Origin of the sequence: Bacillus sp. HMA207 (genome assembly GCF_003402455.1) — a bacterium.
GTDB classification, from domain to species: Bacteria; Bacillota; Bacilli; order Bacillales; family Bacillaceae_G; genus Bacillus_A; species Bacillus_A cereus.
In genome coordinates this window covers 1,073,656-1,093,489 of record NZ_BEZT01000001.1, presented here as the reverse complement: position 1 = coordinate 1,093,489, position 19,834 = coordinate 1,073,656, and the positions used below count along the sequence as shown (strand labels likewise).

Below are 19,834 nucleotides of genomic sequence, written 5' to 3'. Positions count from 1 at the left end.
TAGCAAAATAAATCGTACTTCATTTAAAGTACGATTTATTTCCATATCTAAAAATAATTATTGAACATCGTATCCTTGGTCTTCGATTACAGCAACGATATCTTTTAATGTTACGGCAGACGAGTCGATAGTAACTTCAACAGTTCCTTCTGCTAATTGAACCTTCACTTGTTCAACACCGTTTAGCTCTTTCACACTGCTTTCGATAGCATTTACACAATGTCCACAAGACATACCTTCAACCTGTAATGTTAACTGTTCCATTTAAAATCCTCCTCTTGTTTATTCATTGTTTGTTAATCACAATTACATCTTACCATACCCCCCTAAGGTAATCAATGGTTTTGTATCATGATTTTTCAATTATTTTCTAAAAGTTTATTTTACACACACTTTTTCACTACAATACACCAAAATCCAATATGAGGGTAAACAAAAAAACAAGCCAGTGACATACTAGCTTGTTTTTACGCTTTTGAAAAACGTTCAAATACAGTCATTAATTCTTCAATTGCTTCGTCACCATTGCCATCTTTAATAGCACCTGAAACACAATGACTTGTATGGTTTTTTAATACACCCATTCCTACTTTTTTCATCGCTGCATTAATCGCTGAAATTTGCACTAAAATATCCACGCAATAACGATCATTTTCAATCATATTTTGAATACCGCGGACCTGTCCTTCAATTCTCTTTAATCTATTTATAATCTGTTCTTTTTCTTTTTCTGATCTATGTGTTACTGCTTCATGCTCTTTATGATCCATATTATCACCTTCTTAAAGTTTCTCTTCATTCAATAAAACAATTGTTTTTTATGAGTATACCAATTATAGCATTAAATATCTACGCATGATACCCCATAAGAGTATATTTACACTTTATGATTATTCTTAACAACTCATTAGCTTCTTAATCTCAATTTTCAGTATACCCTTTCCTTTTTGTCACAAAATCATTATATCTCTCATCAAAATTCAATAAAGTGAAACAAGAATAAGCGGGGATTACCCGCCCCCGCTTATTCTTCGTCTATAATGTTTTAATTTTAATTTTCAGATATTTAATCCTAGAATTTTTCTTTCCATATATAATTATTGTTGATCACATACTCTTGTATCATTTACTACTGAAGTTCCTTCAACGGTTACCGTATGAAAACAATCATTCACTCGAACTGTCACAACATTATCTTGCCGATTAATGATATGATATTCATTAAAATTTTTATTCAGAGCACTGCGAATTTGTTCTCCTTCATAAATTGGGATGCCATGCGATAAAACCCAAATAAGTCCAGCGATAGCAAGAATTGTTTTCATACGATCTACCTCCTTGGGAATATAGTGAACTTTTAATCCATGCTTTTTCAACTCTACGAATCATGATTGAAATAAACCAAGCCTTTTTGGAAATAAGTTCATTTCGTCTATTTTATGTTTATGCTAATTGTGACCGATTTGTGACAACTTTTTGTCTCTTTAGACAAAAAGTCGAAACAAAACTTTCGAAAAGGACAATTCTACATATTAAAAAAGGTTATGGAATGTTTTATCCATAACCTTTTTTCCTATACGTAACTAATAAACCTCAATCCTTTACTTAAAGACGTCGGCACAACAGATGCATGATTCTCCCCTTCAGCTTCATAAAACTTAAATTTAAGTTTATCGTGGTTTACTTGGAGAAGGCGCTCTGATAATTCATTTGCACCTACAACCATATGCTCTCGTTCTAGTGACCCAACTGTAAGGAACACTCCTGTTTCAAACTTAGCATTGTTTAATTCATGTATAAGGTTCTCTTCTTTTTCAAGTACGGATTTATTATTCCACCATATAGATGGACTACTAATAAAATAATTTTGAAAAGCATTTAAGTTTGTAAATAGTATATAAAGAGCAAATAGTCCACCTAAAGAATGTCCAAATAACGTTTGCTTACTTTTATCAATCTCAAAATTCTTTTCAATTTGTGGTTTCAGTTCTTCTTCAATAAAAGTATAGAAATTATGTGCTCCTCCTGTTTTAGGCCACGGTTTACCGTCTGGTTTTAAAGGGGCATCTTTTGAAATTACGCTAGGCGTAAAATCATAGCACCTTTCTTCCCCTGAAAATGCGCCTTCAATTGGATAACCCACTGCTACTATAATAGCTGGTGAAACACCGGTTTTTTCCGCTCTTACTGATTGTATTTTAACTGCTTCATGAAATGTTTGAAAAAAGGCATTGCCATCTAATACGTAAATGACAGGATATCCTGAATCCGGTGCTGGTTGCCTCGGCTTTGAAATATGAATTTGATATTCCTTACCTTCTAATTTTGAATACATTTTCCACTGCTCTGTATTAGATGTTATAATCTGCTGTTTTTCAACTGTAGTATTCACCCTATTCCCCCTCTTTTTTAACTTGTTACATATATTTCGATTTTTTCTTCTTCAGATACAACGCTATCATATCCGAAACAAACAGGAGCCCCGTTATACGGATCAATCATGACACGTGCATCAATATGAAATACTTCTTTTAACACTTCATTTGTAATGATTTCTTCCGGGCTACCAGTTGTAACAATTTCTCCTTCCTTCATTGCAATAATTTCATCTGAAAACCTTGATGCATGGTTAATATCATGTAATACCATAACAACCGTACAATTATGTTCTTTATTTAACTTCTCCACAATTTGTAATACATCTAATTGATGAGACATATCAAGGTATGTAGTTGGCTCATCTAATAGCAACACTTCTGTCTCTTGTGCTAATGCCATCGCTAGCCATACCTTCTGTCTTTGGCCACCTGATAAATTTGCAATTTGTCTTGTTCGAAATTCAGAAGTTTTCGTTATATCTAATGCCCAATCAATCATTTCTTTATCTTTTGTCGTTAACTTATTTACGTTATTTCGATGTGGATAGCGTCCATAAGAAATTAATTCTTCCACTTTAAGCTCACCTGGTGCAATTGGAGTTTGCGGGAGTAAAGCTAACTGCTTCGCAATTTCTTTCGTTGGAATTGTATGTAAATCCTGTCCTTGCAAATATACTTTACCGCTTTTTTGTTTTAAAATTCTTCCCATTGTTTTTAACAATGTCGATTTACCGCAACCGTTTGGACCTATAATTGTCGTTACTTTTCCTTCTTGTATTTCCACATTTAAATCGCGAAACACTGTAAGCTTTTCATAACTTGTTTCTAAATTTTTTGCACTTAAAATACTCACTTTTATTCCTCCTCTTACGCTTTCGCCTTATAAAGTAAATATAAGAAATACGGTACACCGACAATAGAAATAACGATTCCAACTGGTAGCTCTACAGGTGTAAAAACTGTTTTCGCAATAAAGTCTGAAGCAATTACAAGAAACATTCCGATTACGCCGCACGTAGGAATTATATACTTATGTTGAATACCGACAAGCCTTTTCGCTATATGCGGTGCCATTAAGCCAATAAAACCGATACTCCCTGAAACAGCAACACATGCGCTCACAAGCCCGATACTACTTAATAGTAAAATCGATTTCTCTCTTTCTACTGAAACACCTAAACTTGTAATACTCGTTTCTTCCAATTGAAATAAATCTAATAAATAAGCTTTCTTTTGTATAAGCGGAATTAAGATAATAAGCCATGGTAACATAGCCACAATATACTTCCAGTTTGCACTATATATGCTTCCAGACACCCACACTGCGGCCATTTCAAAATCAGTTGACTTCATTTTGAGTGATAAGTACATAGAAAAGGCTCCAAATCCTGATCCAATTGCAATCCCTGTTAATAAAAGTCGCTGCGAATCTAATTTACCGTTTTTCCAAGAAAACAGATAAATGATGATAGCTGCACCTAATCCGCCTACTAAACCAAACATTGGCATCATCATAATAGAAACCCAGTCTGTGCTTTTTAATTGCCCTTGAAAGAAAAACATAAAAATGACAATCGCTGTTCCTGCTCCGGCATTTACGCCTAAAATACCTGGGTCCGCCAACCCATTTCTCGTAATCCCTTGAATAACGGCACCCGCAACACCAAGGCCTAATCCTACTAATCCAGCAATTACGATGCGCGGAAGGCGAAACTCAAAAATAACTAAATCATGTTCTGGTACTGGATCAATTCTAAAAAGTGTTTTAAATACATCTGTAATCGTAATGTCGAACGTACCATTTGTTAAACTAATATAAATAGCACATAGTATTAAAAATATAATAATCCCCATCGTCATTCCGAAACGTTGACTTGAACTTTTAAGCATGTCTCTCTCCTCCTCTAGTACGGATTAAATAAAGGAAGAAAGGAATTCCAATTAAAGAGGTAACGACTCCAATAGGTGTTTCAAATGGATAGTTTATAAATCTACTCAAAACGTCACATAACGCTAAGAAAACGCCACCAATAACACCTGCACATGGCAAAATCCACTTATAATCTACCCCAATTATAAAGCGCGTAATGTGCGGAATAATTAAACCTACAAAACCAACTTTCCCCACTAAAGCAACTGCTGTTCCTGTTAAGAAAATTACCGATAAAATTGCCATCGCTTTAACTAGTTTTGTACGTTGCCCTAAATTAATAGAAACCTCTTCGCCTAATGAAAGAATGGTAATAGATTTTGATATTAACAATGCTAAAATTATTCCAATTATCCCAAACGGTATCGTGATTTTAATGATATTAGGATCTACTTGATCTAACTTTGCATTAAACCAAAAACTAACATTTTGAGAAATTTGGAAATACGAAGCCATTGCAGCCGATACACTACTTAAAAATGTTCCAATAACTGTTCCTATAATCGCTAACCTAACTGGTGATAAGCCATTTTGAAGGAGCGAACCAAAACCAAATACGATACCGGCTCCTAGTGCAGAACCAATCATTGAACATACAACCATACCAATTGATGACATTCCCGGAAGAAAAATCATGCTAAGTGTAATAACAAAGGCAGCGCCATCCGTCACACCCATAATAGAAGGGGATGCAAGATAGTTTCTTGTCATCCCCTGCATAAGTGCTCCTGATATGGCTAGAAATGCTCCGACTAAAAGAGCTGCAACTACCCTTGGTAAACGTGAAGTAATAATAATATTATGATTTACATCGCTTGAATCAAAATGAAATAATGCGTTCCACACTGTTTCAGCGTCAATACTTTTTGCCCCATACAAAATCGAAAGTATAATTGTAAATAAGATGAGTATGGGTGCTATACATAATATAGTTACTGGTACTGCATTTGTTTTCTGCATATCATTCAACGCACCTTACTTATTGTATTATTTAGATAAATTTTTCACGGCTTCTTTTAAGAATGCTGTTTTACTCCAAGCTGTACCACCTTGTGCCATTGGATCTACAACATTTACAAATACTTTCTTTTCCTTCGCAGCATTCATACTTTGCCAAATTGGATTACTTTCAATTTCTTCTAACACTTTCGGGTTTTTATTTTCACTTGCCTCATATTGTAAGAAAATATAATCTGGGTTAAGTTCAGCAAGTTTTTCAAATGAAATTTTCTCTTGTGCTTTTACAGTTTTCAATTGTTCTGGAGCAGTTAGTCCAAGATCTTTATAAATTACAGGGTTGAAGTATACTCCTTCTGGATATAGGAATAATTCATTTGCTCTTAGTCTTATGACAAGTACTTTTTTATCTTTTAACTTATCTCCTAGTTTTGCTTTTGCTTTTTCAGCGTCCGAATTGTAATCCTTAATAATTTTTTCTGCTTTATCTTTTTTACCAGTTAATTCTCCCATTAACTTTAAGTTATCTTCCCAATTTGTTGAAACGTGTGATACCGGGAATGTAGGAGCTACTTTCGTAAACTTTTCAGCTGTTTCTGCTGGGAATTTCGTACTCGATGTAATAACATCTGGTTTTAATTGTAGTAATGTTTCGAAATTGGGTTGCATTTTCTCACCAACAGATTTAGCACCTTCTAACTCTTTTTCAAGATATTTTGGTAATTTACCACCTACAGTAATGGCACCAACTGGTTTAATTCCAAGTACTGCCGCATCTTCCATTGACTCTAAACTAGCTGTCGCAATTTTATCTACTTTTGCTGGCACTGTATACTCTTTACCTAAATATGTGATTTTTCGTTTTTCATCTTTTTTCGTTTCCGTAGCTTTTGTCTGTTGTTTTTGCTCGCCTGAAGTTTTATCCGCACTATTACATGCCGCTAAACCTACACTTAAAACTGTAACCATCCCTAAAGTAAATAATTTCTTGTTCATCTTTATATGTCTCCTCTCGAATTTTCAAACTATATTCTCAATAAAATTTAACTATATGAATCTTGTCCCATATATATATTTCATTAGATTAATAATTTTATCCAGAACTCATTCCCGTTCACTTCCCCTAGACTATAATTCTTTTACGCCTTCATCACTTGATAATCATTTTCACTGATAATGATTATCGTTACTAAGTATATATTTAATATGAAATTATTTCAAGAATGATTTGAAAAATTTTAACAAACTGAATTAAAAAAAGAAGTATCTCCCTAATATTAGGGAGATACTTCTTTTTTTTAGAAATTTATATGTAATTCAACTGGACAATGGTCTGACCCCATTACTTCACTATTAATTTTCGCTTCTGTTATTTGGTCTTTCATTCGTTCCGAAACAACAAAATAATCTAAACGCCATCCAATATTTTCACCTTTGTAATCTTGCTCTTACATTTATGAATACATACATACGCACTTTATTCAGGTTATACTAATTTCAGAGGTGATGTTCTATGCACAATGAAGGAGTTACATTAACAAATGAGTATTGGCAAGCAATTATTCATAATGATTCTTCCTATGATAGCAAATTCTTTTATGCTGTGAAATCAACTGGAATCTTTTGCAGACCATCATGCAAATCAAGAATACCGAATAGAAACAATGTACGAATTTTTCATCATGCAGAGCAAGCATTAAGTGAAAACTTTCGCCCGTGCAAACGTTGTAAGCCAAATGGAATCACTTTACCTAATGAAGAGTGGGTAAAACAAATTAAAGACTATATCGAAAAGCATTATGACAAATCTTTAACTCTCGACATGCTTGCGGAAATGTGTCACGGTAGCCCTTTTCATTTACAACGTACTTTCAAAAGAATAATAGGGCTAACTCCTATAGAATATATACAACAATTCAGGATTCTTAAAGCAACCGAATACCTTTTACACACAAATCAATCTATTAAAGAAATTAGTACTGCTGTCGGGATAGAAAACCCAGAATATTTTGCAACTTTATTTAAAAAGAAAACCGGATTTACTCCTACTGAATATCGAAAAAAGAACGAGATGAAAGAGGGATACGATAATGAATTCCTACAAAAATAATTATATATATTGGACGCTACTTACACATAAAAATTGGCAATTTCATATTGCTGCAACTGAAAATGGACTATGTTTCATTGGATCACAAGACGAAAACTTTGAAGAATTAAATATATGGGCTAGAAAAAAACTGCCCCAACATATATTGATCCATAGTCCAGATTACTTGCAAATATATACGAAAGAAGTTATCGAGTATTTAGAAAACAAGCGAGAAACTTTTACATTCCCTATCGATGCTTATGGAACTAATTTTCAATTATCTGTTTGGAATACGGTACGTGAAATTCCTTATGGAAAGACATATTCTTATACAGAAATTGCTGAAAGAATTCAAAAACCTAAAGCTGTGCGCGCCGTTGCTTCTGCTATTGCTGCTAATCCTCTTCTTATCACCATTCCTTGTCACCGCGTTATTGGGAAGAATGGGAAACTAACCGGATTTAGGGGTGGATTAGAAATGAAGAAAAAATTGCTTACATTAGAAAAGTTGCAGGTGGAATTCATATGACAGCAGAATATAATAGCGTATTATCTATAGCAGTTCCAAAAGAATTTTGTTTCCAAGAAAATTTACGTTATCTATCACGTTCTAACAATGAATGTATGTTCCATATTGAAGATAACAAAATTTATAAAGTTATCCCTGTTCAAGATGTAAATCCTTTAGTTGAAATTAGTGTGAATACAGATGGCAATATTCAAATACATTGTTTAGAAGAATCATATACATCTGAAAAATCGATACGTGAAGCTGTAGCTAACTATGTAAAAGAATGGTTTGATTTAACTACTGATTTAGCTCCCTTTTATACATTAGCTAAACATGATTTACTCCTTCAAGGACCAATTGAACAATATTACGGCCTTCGTACTTTAGGTATTCCAGACTTATTTGAGGCACTTTCCTGGGGAATTATCGGTCAACAAATTAACTTAACATATGCTTATACGCTAAAAAGAAGATTAGTTGAGCAATTTGGAAGTTATGTAGAATGGGACGGTAGAAAGCATTGGATATTCCCATCACCTGAAACAATTGCAAATCTACATGTAGAAGATCTCCAACAATTAAAAATGACGACTAGAAAATGTGAATATTTAATCGGTATTGCGAAGCTTATTACAGAGAGAAAACTATTAAAAGAGGATTTACTGCAAACACAAGATGTAAAGGTTGCTGAGAAACAATTAACCGCTATCCATGGTATAGGACCATGGACTGCCAACTATGTTTTAATGCGTTGTTTAAGATTTCCTTCAGCTTTTCCAATTGATGATGTTGGTCTGCATAATGCAATTAAATTTATAACAGGTTCCGAAAATAAACCGACTAAAAATGAAATAAAAGATTTCGCGGCAAACTGGGCTAATTGGGAGTCTTATGCGACTTTTTATTTGTGGCGAGTACTATATTAAAAGAACCAAGTAGCACATTCGTACTACTTGGTTCTTTTTTAAGCTTGCTCCTCAAAACGTCTTGCAATTTCCACAATAACTTGAACAGCTTTTTCCATAGTATCTACCGAAACATACTCAAATTTACCGTGATAGTTTTCACCACCAGTGAAAATATTCGGCGTCGGTAATCCCATATATGATAATTGTGATCCATCTGTGCCTCCGCGAATCGGATGAATATTTGGTTCAATGTCTAAACTTTTCATTGCTTCATATGCAATATCAACAATTTCTCTTACCGGTTCAATTTTTTCAAGCATGTTATAGTATTGATCATTCATTTCTAAAACGACTGCATCTTCGCCATATTTTTCTTGCATAGTCTTCACAATATTTTTAACGTTATTTTTACGTGCCTCAAAATTTTCACGATCAAAGTCTCGAATAATATAATACGCTTTACTTTGCTCAACATCACCATTTAAAGAAAGTAAATGATAGAATCCCTCATAGCCTTCTGTATATTCTGGCGCCTCTTCTACTGGTAAATACCCGTTAAACTCCATAGCCAGTTTAGTAGCATTGCGCATTTTATTTTTCGCTGTTCCAGGATGTGTATTCGTTCCGTTAAACGTTAACTTAGCACCTGCAGCATTAAAACTTTCATACTCTAAACCACCTAATGGACCTCCATCCATCGTATAAGCGAATGATGCACCAAACGCTTCTACATCAAAATGCGCTGGCCCACGACCAATTTCTTCATCCGGTGTAAATGCTACTCTTATTTTCCCGTGCTTAATTTGCGGATTATGTATTAAATGGTTCATTGCAACCATAATTTCTGTAAGACCAGCTTTATCATCTGCTCCTAGAAGTGTTGTACCATCAGTTGTAATAATGGTATGTCCTTTATATGATGGTAATTCCGGGAACTGCTCTGGTGTTAACACAACATTTAGCTCTTCATTTAACGTAATTGCATTACCATCAAAATTTTCATGAATTTGTGGTTTGACGTTTTTCCCTGTAAAGTCTGTTGCCGTATCTAAATGGGCTAAAAATCCGATTACAGGAACATCCTTGTCCGTATTAGCTGGAAGTGTTGCCATTACATAGCCATTATCATCCATCGTTACTTCTGTTAAACCAATTTCTTTTAGCTCTTCCACTAATAACTTACCAAACTCAATTTGTCCTGGTGTTGTTGGTACTGTATGACTTTCTTCATTTGATTGCGTATCAATTTTTACATATCTCGTAAATCTTTCAATAAGTTCTTGTTTCAATTTCATTCACTCCCTTTTATGTTCCTCCCTCCATTATAATCCTTAAAACGAAATATTTTAACTTTTTTGACTGTGAAGATGTATATTTCATTTACATTGTTAACACTTTTAAACGAATGATAAAAAGACATAATATTTGTACATTAAAACTGTAACAGGTAACATACATAATTATAAAATATGGGAGGTTGTAAAGATGAGGCTAACTCTCTTTCGCTATTTTCTTTTTTTCTTAGGATTAATTTTCTTTGGCCTTGGAAACGCTCTTGCAGTCAAAGTTAAATTTCTCGGCTTGCACCCTTGGGAAGTTTTAAATATGGCTCTCTACCAAAAGTTTGGATGGACCATCGGTACGTGGAGTGTCATATGTGGGTTATGTCTCGTTCTAATATCTTTACTAGTAGATCGAAAATATATAAATGTGGGGACATTTTTGAATGCACTACTTATCGGTCCCATTATGGACTTTTTCTTACAATCAAACATGCTTCCAGACGCTAGTAATTATTTATGGATAAACTTACTCATTTTATTTTCTGGTATTGCCATTACAGGTATCGGGGGAGGTATGTACGTTGCGGCTGGGATTGGCGCTGGACCCCGTGATGGATTCATGCTTACTATTTCAGACAAAACAGGACTTTCTATTAGCCGTGCTAGAATCATAGTAGAATGTATTGTACTAGTTATTGGATTTATGCTAGGAGGTCCTGTTTTCATCGTAACTTTTCTGTACACCTTTATTCAAAGCCCAATCTTTCAGCAATCATTTAAGATGTTTCAAACACTTTTACATACTTTACATGGCAAAAAGAAAATTAGCGAACATATTTAAAGTACAGCTTAATACAAATAAATCCACCCTATTTACGACTCTCATCGCAAATAGGGTGTTGCTGTTTTTATCTCGCAATTTAAGAATATATACTACTCATTTACAATAAAAGTATATACATCATCATAAATACAGCCATTTACTTTAATCACATACTTCCCAGGTTTATTAAAACTAATTGTGTATTTATTTAACTGAATTGCTTCTTTATCTCCAGAAAGAATATCAATGCTTCTGCCACTTAATACATACAATTCATTTAGATTCATCGTTACATCAATTGTATTGAAATTTTCTACTTTCACTTGCTGTGCTTCCGCAACGCTTACACTTGGTTCTAAAAACAGTAGTCCACTTAATCCAATCGTACCTGCTAAAGCAACTCCCGCAAACTTTTTAATCTGTTTCATTACAATGACCTCCTTATAGATTTTACGTAAAGGCAATGTCCTCCCTTACACCACAAAGCCTATATGTAATGAAATGAAAAGTAAACGGGGACTGTAAGACAAAATTCTACATCTTTTTCTCCTATTGAATATAAATCCAACGTTTGGAATTTTGACACATTTAAAATTGTTTCCCTAAACCAATTTCTCCATAATTTATTCAAAGACTGAATAATTACTTATTTATTTAACATTCTAACAATAATTGATAAAGATGCTTTCTATTCAAAAAAAGACTTTGCTATAAAAGTAACTTTTACAACAAAATCCATGCAACTAATTTTATTCAGCTTTCCATAATCTCTCTACATTCATTAATTGTTCTTCTTTAAATTCCATCTTATATATATCCGGTTTTGACGTATTCATTAAAAATTCAAAACCATATTGTTTATCAAAATAGTTCATCATTAATGTCATGACAAGCCCATGTGTACCAATTACAATTTTGCATCCTCGAAAATCCATTAAGATTTCTTTTAATACTTTCACTACTCTTCTCTGGCAATCTGCATATGACTCTCCTTCCGTTCGTGCAAAGTCCGGATTAGAGAACATCTTCTGTACAAGTGGATACACCTCTTTGTCTGATATAACCTGATCCTCACTTGAAAACATACACTCTTTAAGATTTTCATATACTACTATTTCTTTTTCATGGAAATTAGCTGACTCCTCTATCGTTAGCATAGCCCGATTATAAGGACTGGAAATAAAAGTATCAATCCTCTCCGCTTTTAATATGTCAGTTACTCTACGGGCATCCATATGTCCCCTCTCAGTTAATCCACGCATTCTTTCATTTCCTTCTAGTTTTGGTGATTCACCATGTCTAACCATATAAATATATGTGCTCATAATTTCTCCTTAAAATTTTTTATAAAGTGAAACTTTAATCAGCCCTCACTAATCGGGCTGCCCGGCAAATAGCGAGATAAGTTAATAAATCACGTTCATTTATCCCATTTCAACACTTAGGGGTAATACTAAAATACTTTATAAACTGTGCTGATTTGTTCGTCTAATCCATTCTCCTACTAAACTCTCAAATAATTCAGGCTGCTCAATTTGCAAATTATGCCCTGCCATATCTAACACTGCTAATGTTGCCCTTGGATATTCTTCAATAATTTCTATAATATTTTGATAACCTACTGATATATCTTGTCTTCCAGTCAGTAAAAGAACGGGATTTTCATATTTTTCATGCTGAAAATCCATAGTAAGAGAGTAATTCTTTTGTAACCTTTCAATAAATTCATAATTAGCAACATCTAACCCAGGCTTAATTTCTTCTTTAAATCGCTTATATGTATATTCATTTGCTATTACAGCTAACTCACAAAATTCCTCTCTTTCTGTGGAAGTGAGCGTATTTAAAAATTCCTCATCTTGTACAATTACCTGTTTATATGGAAGAATCCTTTTTTCTGACTCCGCTACAATAACAGGACATACTAATAGTAATCCGCTAACTCTCTCAAACATCTTTGCAAGTATACCTTTGGCTAAATAGCCTCCATATGATTCTCCTACCAATAAAAATTTTTCAGTAGAAATGATTTCCTCAATAAATGTGATAAGCACTTCTACTATACGATCTGAACTATTTATCCAATTTGGAGCATTCGATTTTCCCATTCCAGGTAAATCAATATATATTCGCTTATAACCTTCATATTTCTGAAATACTGATTCCATACATTTCATCATTAACCTATGGTCAGGGGCGCAGCCATGTATGATAATGACCGGTTTACCCTCTCCCACAATTTCATAGTATATTTCTGCATCTTTAATTCGATATATCATAAAAAAGCCTCCCTATTTAGTGGCAATACTATTCCACTCTGTAAGAATACACGTTCTTATTTTATATCTTTTCTCAACATTTTCACAAATATTAATTTTCAGATTAAAAATAAAAAGCTCACCAAAAAAGATACTCATCATTTTATATGCAATTTTGCATCTCCACTTACAAATCACTAAAAAAACTTTACAATTCAAAGGATGACTAAATATACAATTTCTATTTAAAGTCTTAATACAGTCTGTACTATCAACCGCAATATTTTTTCAACCTTAAGAATACTTACACTCTTTAACACTTTCCTTATAAACATGATTTTTATAAGGAAATCTGATACAATTCTTAAATAATATTATTATGTATAGATATAACGAACATAGTGCATAATTAAAGAAGGTGATTTCATTGAAATTAAATAAAAATTTACAATTATGTATATTAATCGGAACATTAATATGCTATTCAATCTATTTTATGTTTTTCTATCTATTCCCTACTCATTTTTCAAATTCAGATGTACGCTTCGCTTCACTTGTCGTTGAAGCCATTACATTTGTATCACTGATTTACTCTATATATTCTAAAAAAGTCAGTTCAAATCCGTTTTGGATATGTATTACAATAGCAATTGGTAGTTTTTTATTAGGGAAAATAGTATATACATATCAAGATAGCTTCTTCGAAATTCCAATACATCGTTTTACGGTTTCTGATGTATTTTACATGTTTTTTCTATTTTTCTGTCTTATCGCTTTCTGCTATAAAATCTTAAAGGAATGCAATAAATGGGAAAAAGCGTTCTTTATTTGTGATATATGCATAGTGCTTACTTCCATATTTACATTAGAATGGTATTTATTTAATCAACCAAATTTAAATATATTCGCTCTTTCACTAGGAGATGTTTTCCTTTCATTTTTATACCCAATTGCAGATTTATTATTTCTACTGCTAGGTGTTAGTCTCATTTTCCGTCCAACAATTTTTAATTCCAAACGGAAAATTTATATCTTTATTTTTGTATTAATAAGTTCTGCAACTTTTAACTATATTTATTTTTACTTAAATAACCACTTATCAACTGAAACGATAATATTATTACGTCTTTTATATAGAATACCTATATTACTTATTGCAATAGCTGGCTCTATTTCAGAAGATCATAATAGCCATAAAAATTATTTCCTTGTAAACCCTATAATAGGAAAAAAAGCTTTAGTTGTATTTCCCTATCTTGCTGTTGCAATACTAATCGGGTTTACATTAAAAGAACAAACATCATCTTCAACTCTCATTACAGGAAATTGTATTACTTTTATTTTCGTACTCATTCGTCATTCTATCGTACGTATGCAAAACAATTCCTTAACAAAACGTTTGCAGGCATTTAATGCCCAACTAGAAGAAAAAGTTACTTTACGGACGTCTGATCTAGTTCATAAATCAGAGGCTCTTTCTCAAAAACAGCAAAAGTTTAAATCATTATATGAATATCATCCTGACCCTATCTTCACCATTGATTTAAATGGAATATTCTTAAATGTAAATAAGGCTGGGAGTGTACTACTTGGGGCACCAACGGATGAGTTACTAGGTGAAACTTGTTTTTCGATCATTTTAGATGAAGATAAGCATAAGCTAGCATTGGCATTAGAAAAAGTGAAACAACAAGAATCGGCATTCTTACAACTTAGTTCTCAATATAAAGATGGCTTTACTTATTTTTTATACGTTACAATCATTCCTATTATAATAGACGGACAAATTTCAGGAAGCTATATTATGGTGAAAGATATTACTGCACTAAAAAAACAGCAAGAAGAAATAAAATATTTAGCATTCCATGACACTGTAACGAAAATTGGTAACCGTGCCTTTTTCCATAAGAAATTAAAGAGAGTTATAAAAAATGCTGAAATAACAGAAAGCGAGTTTGCATTATTATATTTAGATTTAGATCGCTTTAAAGCAATTAACGATACACTTGGACATTCATCAGGAGATTACATATTAGAAGAAGTAGCAAAGCGATTCCAATCATGTCTTCCATCACATACTCATCTTTCAAGAATCGGTGGCGATGAATTTACAATCATAATTGAAAACTATACTGACGAAGATTACTTATTCCAATTATGTAACCAATTATTTAAATGCATGAAAAAGTCATTTATCATACATGAGCATAAATTAACTTTATCACTGAGTATCGGCATCGCTATTTATCCACATTCCGGAATCGATACCGCTACACTTCTGAAAAACGCTAATGTTGCAATGTATGATGCAAAAGCAAAAGAACTTAACTCTGTATCTATTTATGACGATGTAATCGCTAAAAAAATTGAAAGACGATTGCGATTAGAAAAAGATTTACCAAACGCACTACAAAATGAAGAATTGTTCCTTTTGTATCAACCTCAAGTTGATAGTGAATCTAATAAAATTATCGGTGCAGAAGCTTTAATTAGGTGGAATCATCCTGAATTAGGTATTATTTCTCCATACGAGTTTATTCCGATTGCAGAAGAAACACTACAAATTATTTCAATAGGTAAATGGACATTAGAGCAGGCTTGTAAACAAATGAAACGTTGGCACGCACTCGGATATTCACATTTAAAAATAGGTGTAAATTTATCTGCTAAGGAATTTGAACAAGAGGATTTTGTAAAATCTATTTCTTCTACTTTAACAAATACAGGTTTACCAGCAAGCTCTCTTGATCTTGAATTAACAGAGCGAATTGCAATGATGGATGAGCGAGAAACATTGATAAAACTGCGTACACTAAAAAGTTTAGGGATTCACATTTCTATCGACGATTTTGGTACAGGTTATTCTTCGCTAGCCTACTTACCTTTGTATCCAATTGATACGTTAAAAATCCCGAGAGAATTTATTACAATGTCTGAAACATGTGATGATGGAATGGAAATTATTAAAACGATCATCACATTAGCAAATACATTAGGAATGTCTGTCATTGCTGAAGGTGTAGAAACGAAAGAGCACGTAAATTTCCTTCAAAAAAATAAATGTCAGTTTATTCAAGGTTATTATTACAGTAAACCTATCCATATTCATGCATTTACTGAGCTATTAGAAAAAGGCATTCACCCATAGTACATAACTAATTAGAACAAATATAGCAAAAAGGAAAGAAGATACCTTCTTTCCTTTTGTTTTTCTATTTACATTTCTATTACTTCACCACTTCATTTATTATATCTATTATTTGATGAATTCCCTCATCATTTGTTTTCTTATATCCATTCATGTTTTGAATATATTTCTCCTTATTTGTATACAACTTATTTACTGCATGTATAAATGTATTCGTACTTACTCTGTCTTGGAGTATAACTTCCGCATATCCTTGCCGTGAAAAATATTCAGCATTTAAAACTTGATCTCCCCTACTGGAACTGTTAGTTAACGGGATAAGCAACATCGGTTTCTTCAAAAATAACAATTCAGAAATAGCAGTAGAACCGGCTCTAGAAACTACAACACTTGCCATATTTAGTATATGCGGCAACTCGTCGCCTATATATTCAAATTGCATATATCCCTCCATGCCAATAGATGGGTCTACCTTCCCTTTACCACATATATGAATAATATTAAAGTTTAATAGTATTGTATCTACACATTCCCTTACCATATCATTTATCCACTTAGCACCCTGACTCCCACCCATAATTAATAATACTGGTTTATCTTGCTGAAATTCACAATATCTTCTTCCTCGTAATACGTTACCCTTCTCAATTTCTTCCCTTACAATTGGTCCTACATAAACCTTCTTCTCATTACTTACATTTTCTCCTGTCTGAGGAAATGTTGTGCATAGCTTTGTAGCAAAAGGTAATGCTATTTTATTGGCAAGCCCTAATGTGCTATCTGGTTCACGTATAATTATAGGCACACGATTTAACCATGCTCCTATAGCTACAGGAACTGAAACAAATCCTCCTGCTGAAAAGATAACGTCAGGCTTTGTTTTCTTAATTAAATTATAACTTTGTAAACAACCGCGTATAATTTTAAAAGGATCTTTAAAATTCTCCCAATCCCAATATCTCCTAAGCTTTCCCGTTGAAACACTATTGTATTTAACATTTTGCACTAATGATTTTTCAATTCCATTTTTGGATCCAATATACTCGACTCTCCAGCCTTTCTCTATAAATTTAGGAATTAATACAATATTAATCATAACGTGTCCGGCTGTACCGCCCCCAGTAAAAAGAATCGTTTTGCTCATAACTTATACCCACCTTTATTATTAAAAATCTAGCTTTCTCTTTACCTTTTAAATGTAAATAAACTTATTATTTTTTATATAAATCTTTAACTCCACCTCTATATCTTGTAAAAGATCGTTAATGAGTTCATAAAAATCATTTCCATACTCACTACACTCGTATTGAGCAAAGATTTGAATCACATACCTAGTTTCCGTCTCTAATGCTGACTTTATTTGATTAACCCTTTTTTCTTCTACATACGCTTGATATTTATGTATTGCCTCATACAGACGCAATACATGCGCTTCTTCATCTCTCCAATCCAACGTATCAACAATTGAAAGAAATAGCGTATTTTGATTATCTATTATTTCATAATCATTCATATATTTCTTACACCCTTTTTTGTTTTTCATTGCATGCAGATGTCACTACACTTCGCATACTCAAGTACATCTTTTAATGATTGATGAAATTCAATTTCTGGGATCCAACCTAACCTTTTTATTTCCTCTATTGCTAAACTCTCATTTGAGTCGCTCCCACTTTTCCCTGTTTCCTCTATAAAAAAATTTAGCTGTGTTAATTCTTTATATTGTTCTAGTACATTTAATAAAGATTGTTTTACTCCTGATCCGATATTATATTGTTTTCCATTTATTCCATCTCGTAATAACACATGATACGCTTTAATCGCATCACGTACATCTAGAAAATCTCTACTATCTTTCAAACTGTTTACTTCAATAATGGCTTTACTTCTACCTGATTCTATATCTATCATTTTCTTTGCGAGAATCGAACAAATGCCATTCGATTCCCCTGGACCAATTAAGTTTGAGGGCTTTGCAATGATAATATTTGAATCCATTAATCCTCCCCAAGCCTCTGCGATAATGACTTGCATCGTTTTACTTAAACTATATGGATTTGAAATTTTTATTTCGTTCATACTATCTGCTTGCAAAGCAGATCCTATAACTAATGTTCTACAATGCGAGGCTTCTTGCTTAATTGCTTCTAATAAATATAACGTTCCTATTACATTAATCTCTATATACTCAAGAGCAGCTGTCCAAGATTCTATAACCGAATTCCTTCCTGCTAAATGCAATACGTAGTCTGGCTTTATTTGTTTCATTACCTTCATTACTTCGCTCTTATTAGTTAAATTACACGTAATACCATTTCTAATTTTTTCTCTATGTGCACGATTTTGAAACATAGGAATTACATGAAAGCCCTGCTCTAAAAAATAGTGGCAAGCATGGCGTCCTGTGAAACCATTTGCACCAGTTATTAAAAGGCTCGCATTTTTTTTCATCGCAAAAACCCTCCTTTTAATAGCATTTGTTTCACCTCATGTTTTGCAAGCAAGTCTTGTTGAGAACTAAAACTCTTCACATCCACTAGCGGATAGCTAGAATAATATTCTTGAAGTCCTTCGATAGGAATCGTCGGTAGTACCACAAAATAATTTTGATCAAAACTTATACTTGTTTTACTCTCTACCTCAGATAGAAGCATTTCACTTAATTTTTCACCCGGTCTTATCCCTACCTCTTTCACCTTAATATTTTCTTTTTTTGAATCTTCAATTAATATTTCTGCTAAATCTGTTATTTTACATGCCGGCATTTTCATAACAAAGATTTCCCCGCCTCTACCTTGATATACTGCTTTAAATAACAATCCAACAGCATCTTCAACTGTTAAGAAAAATCTAGTCATATTCGCATCGGTAATCCCTACTGGTGAAGATCTTTTAATTTGTTGTTTAAAAAGTGGTACTACACTTCCACTCGTTCCCAAAACATTTCCACCACGAACACAAATGAATTTTGTTTTCTTCGTTTGTATATTCGCATGAACCATTAATTTTTCACCAATTGCTTTTGTCATCCCATACGTATTTGATGGATCGGCTGCTTTATCCGTTGAAACATATATAACTTTTTCAACTTGCATCTGTATAGAGGCTTCAATTACATTTTGCGTACCATGTATATTGGTTTTTATAGCTTCATAAGGATAATACTCACATACTGGAACATGTTTTAAAGCTGCAAGATGGAACACATAATGTACACCTTGGCAAGCATAGACTAGTTGATCTTTATCACGAATATCTCCAATAATAAATTTTAACCTATCATCATTTATATACTTTTGCTGCATTTCAAACTGAACCGTTTCATTTCTTGAAAAAATTCTAATTTCTTTCGGTGATTTTTCTAATAATTGTTTTATAAGTTCATGCCCCCACGAACCTGTCCCACCAGTAATTAAAATTATTTTATTTAACATTCTTTTTCCTCCTACGAAACATCTCAATTTAAATAATATTTATTGAATTATTTTCAATTGATTCAAATCATAATCGTCGTTTGTTACATTTAATTGACAAAATAAAAAAACA

At 33.0% G+C, this 19,834-nt stretch carries 21 protein-coding genes and 1 pseudogene; 5 read left to right on the top strand and 17 right to left on the bottom strand.

Features of this window, described 5'->3' with window-relative positions:
- Positions 1 to 57 precede the first annotated feature (57 nt).
- The 9 genes and pseudogenes from copZ to HMAS_RS05855 all read right to left on the bottom strand — a co-directional run.
- Positions 58 to 264, bottom strand: coding sequence for a copper chaperone CopZ (gene copZ, locus HMAS_RS05895; RefSeq protein ID WP_000436973.1), 207 nt, complete (start codon positions 262 to 264; stop codon positions 58 to 60).
- Positions 265 to 467: 203 nt separating this feature from the next.
- On the bottom strand, positions 468 to 770 hold the full coding sequence (locus HMAS_RS05890) for a metal-sensing transcriptional repressor (protein ID WP_000349636.1): 303 nt from the start codon (positions 768 to 770) through the stop codon (positions 468 to 470).
- 327 nt (positions 771 to 1,097) lie between these two features.
- The gene (locus HMAS_RS05885; RefSeq protein WP_098905937.1) at positions 1,098 to 1,325 is read right to left on the bottom strand and encodes a hypothetical protein; all 228 of its coding nucleotides are present in this window, start codon (positions 1,323 to 1,325) and stop codon (positions 1,098 to 1,100) included.
- A 248-nt stretch (positions 1,326 to 1,573) separates the two neighbouring features.
- Positions 1,574 to 2,392, bottom strand: a complete 819-nt coding sequence (locus tag HMAS_RS05880; protein WP_006922233.1) for an alpha/beta hydrolase — start codon at positions 2,390 to 2,392, stop codon at positions 1,574 to 1,576.
- Positions 2,393 to 2,409: 17 nt separating this feature from the next.
- Positions 2,410 to 3,231 carry an ABC transporter ATP-binding protein gene (locus HMAS_RS05875; RefSeq protein WP_006922230.1) on the bottom strand — a complete coding sequence of 274 codons (822 nt, stop codon included), beginning with the start codon at positions 3,229 to 3,231 and terminating at the stop codon, positions 2,410 to 2,412.
- 14 nt (positions 3,232 to 3,245) lie between these two features.
- The gene (locus tag HMAS_RS05870) at positions 3,246 to 4,268 is read right to left on the bottom strand and encodes a FecCD family ABC transporter permease (protein WP_000920450.1); all 1,023 of its coding nucleotides are present in this window, start codon (positions 4,266 to 4,268) and stop codon (positions 3,246 to 3,248) included.
- A complete protein-coding gene (locus HMAS_RS05865; protein ID WP_006922226.1) occupies positions 4,261 to 5,268 on the bottom strand; it encodes a FecCD family ABC transporter permease in 1,008 nt (335 codons plus the stop codon). Before HMAS_RS05865 ends, HMAS_RS05870 begins: the two co-directional genes overlap by 8 nt.
- 27 nt (positions 5,269 to 5,295) lie before the next feature.
- The gene (locus HMAS_RS05860; RefSeq protein ID WP_001035506.1) at positions 5,296 to 6,261 is read right to left on the bottom strand and encodes an iron-hydroxamate ABC transporter substrate-binding protein; all 966 of its coding nucleotides are present in this window, start codon (positions 6,259 to 6,261) and stop codon (positions 5,296 to 5,298) included.
- A 302-nt stretch (positions 6,262 to 6,563) separates the two neighbouring features.
- Positions 6,564 to 6,701: pseudogene (locus HMAS_RS05855) on the bottom strand (exodeoxyribonuclease III); the annotation flags it as partial.
- Positions 6,702 to 6,778: 77 nt separating this feature from the next.
- Between HMAS_RS05855 and HMAS_RS05850 the strand changes: the two are divergent.
- Genes HMAS_RS05850 through HMAS_RS05840 form a run of 3 tightly spaced genes read left to right on the top strand, consistent with a single transcriptional unit; the run spans position 6,779 to position 8,794 of the window.
- Positions 6,779 to 7,375, top strand: a complete 597-nt coding sequence (locus tag HMAS_RS05850; RefSeq protein ID WP_006922223.1) for a bifunctional transcriptional activator/DNA repair enzyme AdaA — start codon at positions 6,779 to 6,781, stop codon at positions 7,373 to 7,375.
- On the top strand, positions 7,356 to 7,886 hold the full coding sequence (locus HMAS_RS05845; RefSeq protein WP_001089833.1) for a methylated-DNA--[protein]-cysteine S-methyltransferase: 531 nt from the start codon (positions 7,356 to 7,358) through the stop codon (positions 7,884 to 7,886). Before HMAS_RS05850 ends, HMAS_RS05845 begins: the two co-directional genes overlap by 20 nt.
- Positions 7,883 to 8,794 carry a DNA-3-methyladenine glycosylase 2 gene (locus HMAS_RS05840; protein ID WP_000123520.1) on the top strand — a complete coding sequence of 304 codons (912 nt, stop codon included), beginning with the start codon at positions 7,883 to 7,885 and terminating at the stop codon, positions 8,792 to 8,794. The genes HMAS_RS05845 and HMAS_RS05840 overlap by 4 nt, the downstream gene beginning before the upstream one ends.
- A 38-nt stretch (positions 8,795 to 8,832) precedes the next feature.
- Here HMAS_RS05840 and pepT read toward each other — a convergent pair whose 3' ends face one another.
- The gene (pepT, locus tag HMAS_RS05835; RefSeq protein ID WP_000807014.1) at positions 8,833 to 10,065 is read right to left on the bottom strand and encodes a peptidase T; all 1,233 of its coding nucleotides are present in this window, start codon (positions 10,063 to 10,065) and stop codon (positions 8,833 to 8,835) included.
- A 196-nt stretch (positions 10,066 to 10,261) separates the two neighbouring features.
- Between pepT and HMAS_RS05830 the strand changes: the two genes are divergently transcribed.
- Positions 10,262 to 10,900 carry a YczE/YyaS/YitT family protein gene (locus tag HMAS_RS05830; RefSeq protein ID WP_001241256.1) on the top strand — a complete coding sequence of 213 codons (639 nt, stop codon included), beginning with the start codon at positions 10,262 to 10,264 and terminating at the stop codon, positions 10,898 to 10,900.
- Between the two features lie 92 nt (positions 10,901 to 10,992).
- On the opposite strand, the gene HMAS_RS05825 is transcribed toward HMAS_RS05830, so the two are convergent.
- The 3 genes from HMAS_RS05825 to HMAS_RS05815 all read right to left on the bottom strand — a co-directional run bounded on the left by HMAS_RS05825 (position 10,993) and on the right by HMAS_RS05815 (position 13,161).
- Positions 10,993 to 11,310, bottom strand: a complete 318-nt coding sequence (locus tag HMAS_RS05825) for a hypothetical protein (RefSeq protein ID WP_000809495.1) — start codon at positions 11,308 to 11,310, stop codon at positions 10,993 to 10,995.
- 321 nt (positions 11,311 to 11,631) lie between these two features.
- Entirely contained in the window at positions 11,632 to 12,207 is a 576-nt protein-coding gene (locus HMAS_RS05820) for a histidine phosphatase family protein (protein ID WP_000109179.1), read from the bottom strand.
- A gap of 138 nt (positions 12,208 to 12,345) precedes the next feature.
- Positions 12,346 to 13,161 (bottom strand): alpha/beta fold hydrolase, encoded by an 816-nt coding sequence (locus HMAS_RS05815; RefSeq protein ID WP_025709005.1) that lies wholly within the window; start codon positions 13,159 to 13,161, stop codon positions 12,346 to 12,348.
- A 406-nt stretch (positions 13,162 to 13,567) separates the two neighbouring features.
- Between HMAS_RS05815 and HMAS_RS05810 the strand changes: the two genes are divergently transcribed.
- Positions 13,568 to 16,288: a putative bifunctional diguanylate cyclase/phosphodiesterase gene (locus HMAS_RS05810; protein WP_025709007.1), complete on the top strand. Its 2,721-nt coding sequence runs from the start codon at positions 13,568 to 13,570 to the stop codon at positions 16,286 to 16,288.
- Positions 16,289 to 16,367: 79 nt separating this feature from the next.
- Here the strand turns inward: HMAS_RS05810 and HMAS_RS05805 are convergent, their stop codons facing one another.
- Genes HMAS_RS05805 through HMAS_RS05790 form a run of 4 tightly spaced genes read right to left on the bottom strand, consistent with a single transcriptional unit; the run spans position 16,368 to position 19,722 of the window.
- Positions 16,368 to 17,432, bottom strand: a complete 1,065-nt coding sequence (locus tag HMAS_RS05805; protein ID WP_000047564.1) for an undecaprenyldiphospho-muramoylpentapeptide beta-N-acetylglucosaminyltransferase — start codon at positions 17,430 to 17,432, stop codon at positions 16,368 to 16,370.
- Positions 17,433 to 17,480: 48 nt separating this feature from the next.
- Entirely contained in the window at positions 17,481 to 17,831 is a 351-nt protein-coding gene (locus HMAS_RS05800) for a DUF6572 domain-containing protein (RefSeq protein WP_015055176.1), read from the bottom strand.
- Positions 17,828 to 18,739, bottom strand: coding sequence for an NAD-dependent epimerase/dehydratase family protein (locus HMAS_RS05795; RefSeq protein ID WP_000739075.1), 912 nt, complete (start codon positions 18,737 to 18,739; stop codon positions 17,828 to 17,830). Before HMAS_RS05795 ends, HMAS_RS05800 begins: the two co-directional genes overlap by 4 nt.
- The gene (locus HMAS_RS05790) at positions 18,736 to 19,722 is read right to left on the bottom strand and encodes a UDP-N-acetylglucosamine 4,6-dehydratase family protein (protein WP_025709010.1); all 987 of its coding nucleotides are present in this window, start codon (positions 19,720 to 19,722) and stop codon (positions 18,736 to 18,738) included. Before HMAS_RS05790 ends, HMAS_RS05795 begins: the two co-directional genes overlap by 4 nt.
- Positions 19,723 to 19,834 lie beyond the last annotated feature (112 nt).

What these genes read in the sequence shown, in the direction of transcription:
- copZ (WP_000436973.1), bottom strand. Translation starts at nt 264, where the DNA reads ATGGAACAGTTAACATTACAGGTTGAAGGTATGTCTTGTGGACATTGT.
- HMAS_RS05890 (WP_000349636.1), bottom strand. Translation starts at nt 770, where the DNA reads ATGGATCATAAAGAGCATGAAGCAGTAACACATAGATCAGAAAAAGAA.
- HMAS_RS05885 (WP_098905937.1), bottom strand. Translation starts at nt 1,325, where the DNA reads ATGAAAACAATTCTTGCTATCGCTGGACTTATTTGGGTTTTATCGCAT.
- HMAS_RS05870 (WP_000920450.1), bottom strand. Translation starts at nt 4,268, where the DNA reads ATGCTTAAAAGTTCAAGTCAACGTTTCGGAATGACGATGGGGATTATT.
- HMAS_RS05865 (WP_006922226.1), bottom strand. Translation starts at nt 5,268, where the DNA reads ATGCAGAAAACAAATGCAGTACCAGTAACTATATTATGTATAGCACCC.
- HMAS_RS05860 (WP_001035506.1), bottom strand. Translation starts at nt 6,261, where the DNA reads ATGAACAAGAAATTATTTACTTTAGGGATGGTTACAGTTTTAAGTGTA.
- HMAS_RS05850 (WP_006922223.1), top strand. Translation starts at nt 6,779, where the DNA reads ATGCACAATGAAGGAGTTACATTAACAAATGAGTATTGGCAAGCAATT.
- HMAS_RS05845 (WP_001089833.1), top strand. Translation starts at nt 7,356, where the DNA reads ATGAATTCCTACAAAAATAATTATATATATTGGACGCTACTTACACAT.
- HMAS_RS05840 (WP_000123520.1), top strand. Translation starts at nt 7,883, where the DNA reads ATGACAGCAGAATATAATAGCGTATTATCTATAGCAGTTCCAAAAGAA.
- HMAS_RS05830 (WP_001241256.1), top strand. Translation starts at nt 10,262, where the DNA reads ATGAGGCTAACTCTCTTTCGCTATTTTCTTTTTTTCTTAGGATTAATT.
- HMAS_RS05825 (WP_000809495.1), bottom strand. Translation starts at nt 11,310, where the DNA reads ATGAAACAGATTAAAAAGTTTGCGGGAGTTGCTTTAGCAGGTACGATT.
- HMAS_RS05820 (WP_000109179.1), bottom strand. Translation starts at nt 12,207, where the DNA reads ATGAGCACATATATTTATATGGTTAGACATGGTGAATCACCAAAACTA.
- HMAS_RS05815 (WP_025709005.1), bottom strand. Translation starts at nt 13,161, where the DNA reads ATGATATATCGAATTAAAGATGCAGAAATATACTATGAAATTGTGGGA.
- HMAS_RS05805 (WP_000047564.1), bottom strand. Translation starts at nt 17,432, where the DNA reads ATGAGCAAAACGATTCTTTTTACTGGGGGCGGTACAGCCGGACACGTT.
- HMAS_RS05800 (WP_015055176.1), bottom strand. Translation starts at nt 17,831, where the DNA reads ATGAAAAACAAAAAAGGGTGTAAGAAATATATGAATGATTATGAAATA.
- HMAS_RS05795 (WP_000739075.1), bottom strand. Translation starts at nt 18,739, where the DNA reads ATGAAAAAAAATGCGAGCCTTTTAATAACTGGTGCAAATGGTTTCACA.
- HMAS_RS05790 (WP_025709010.1), bottom strand. Translation starts at nt 19,722, where the DNA reads ATGTTAAATAAAATAATTTTAATTACTGGTGGGACAGGTTCGTGGGGG.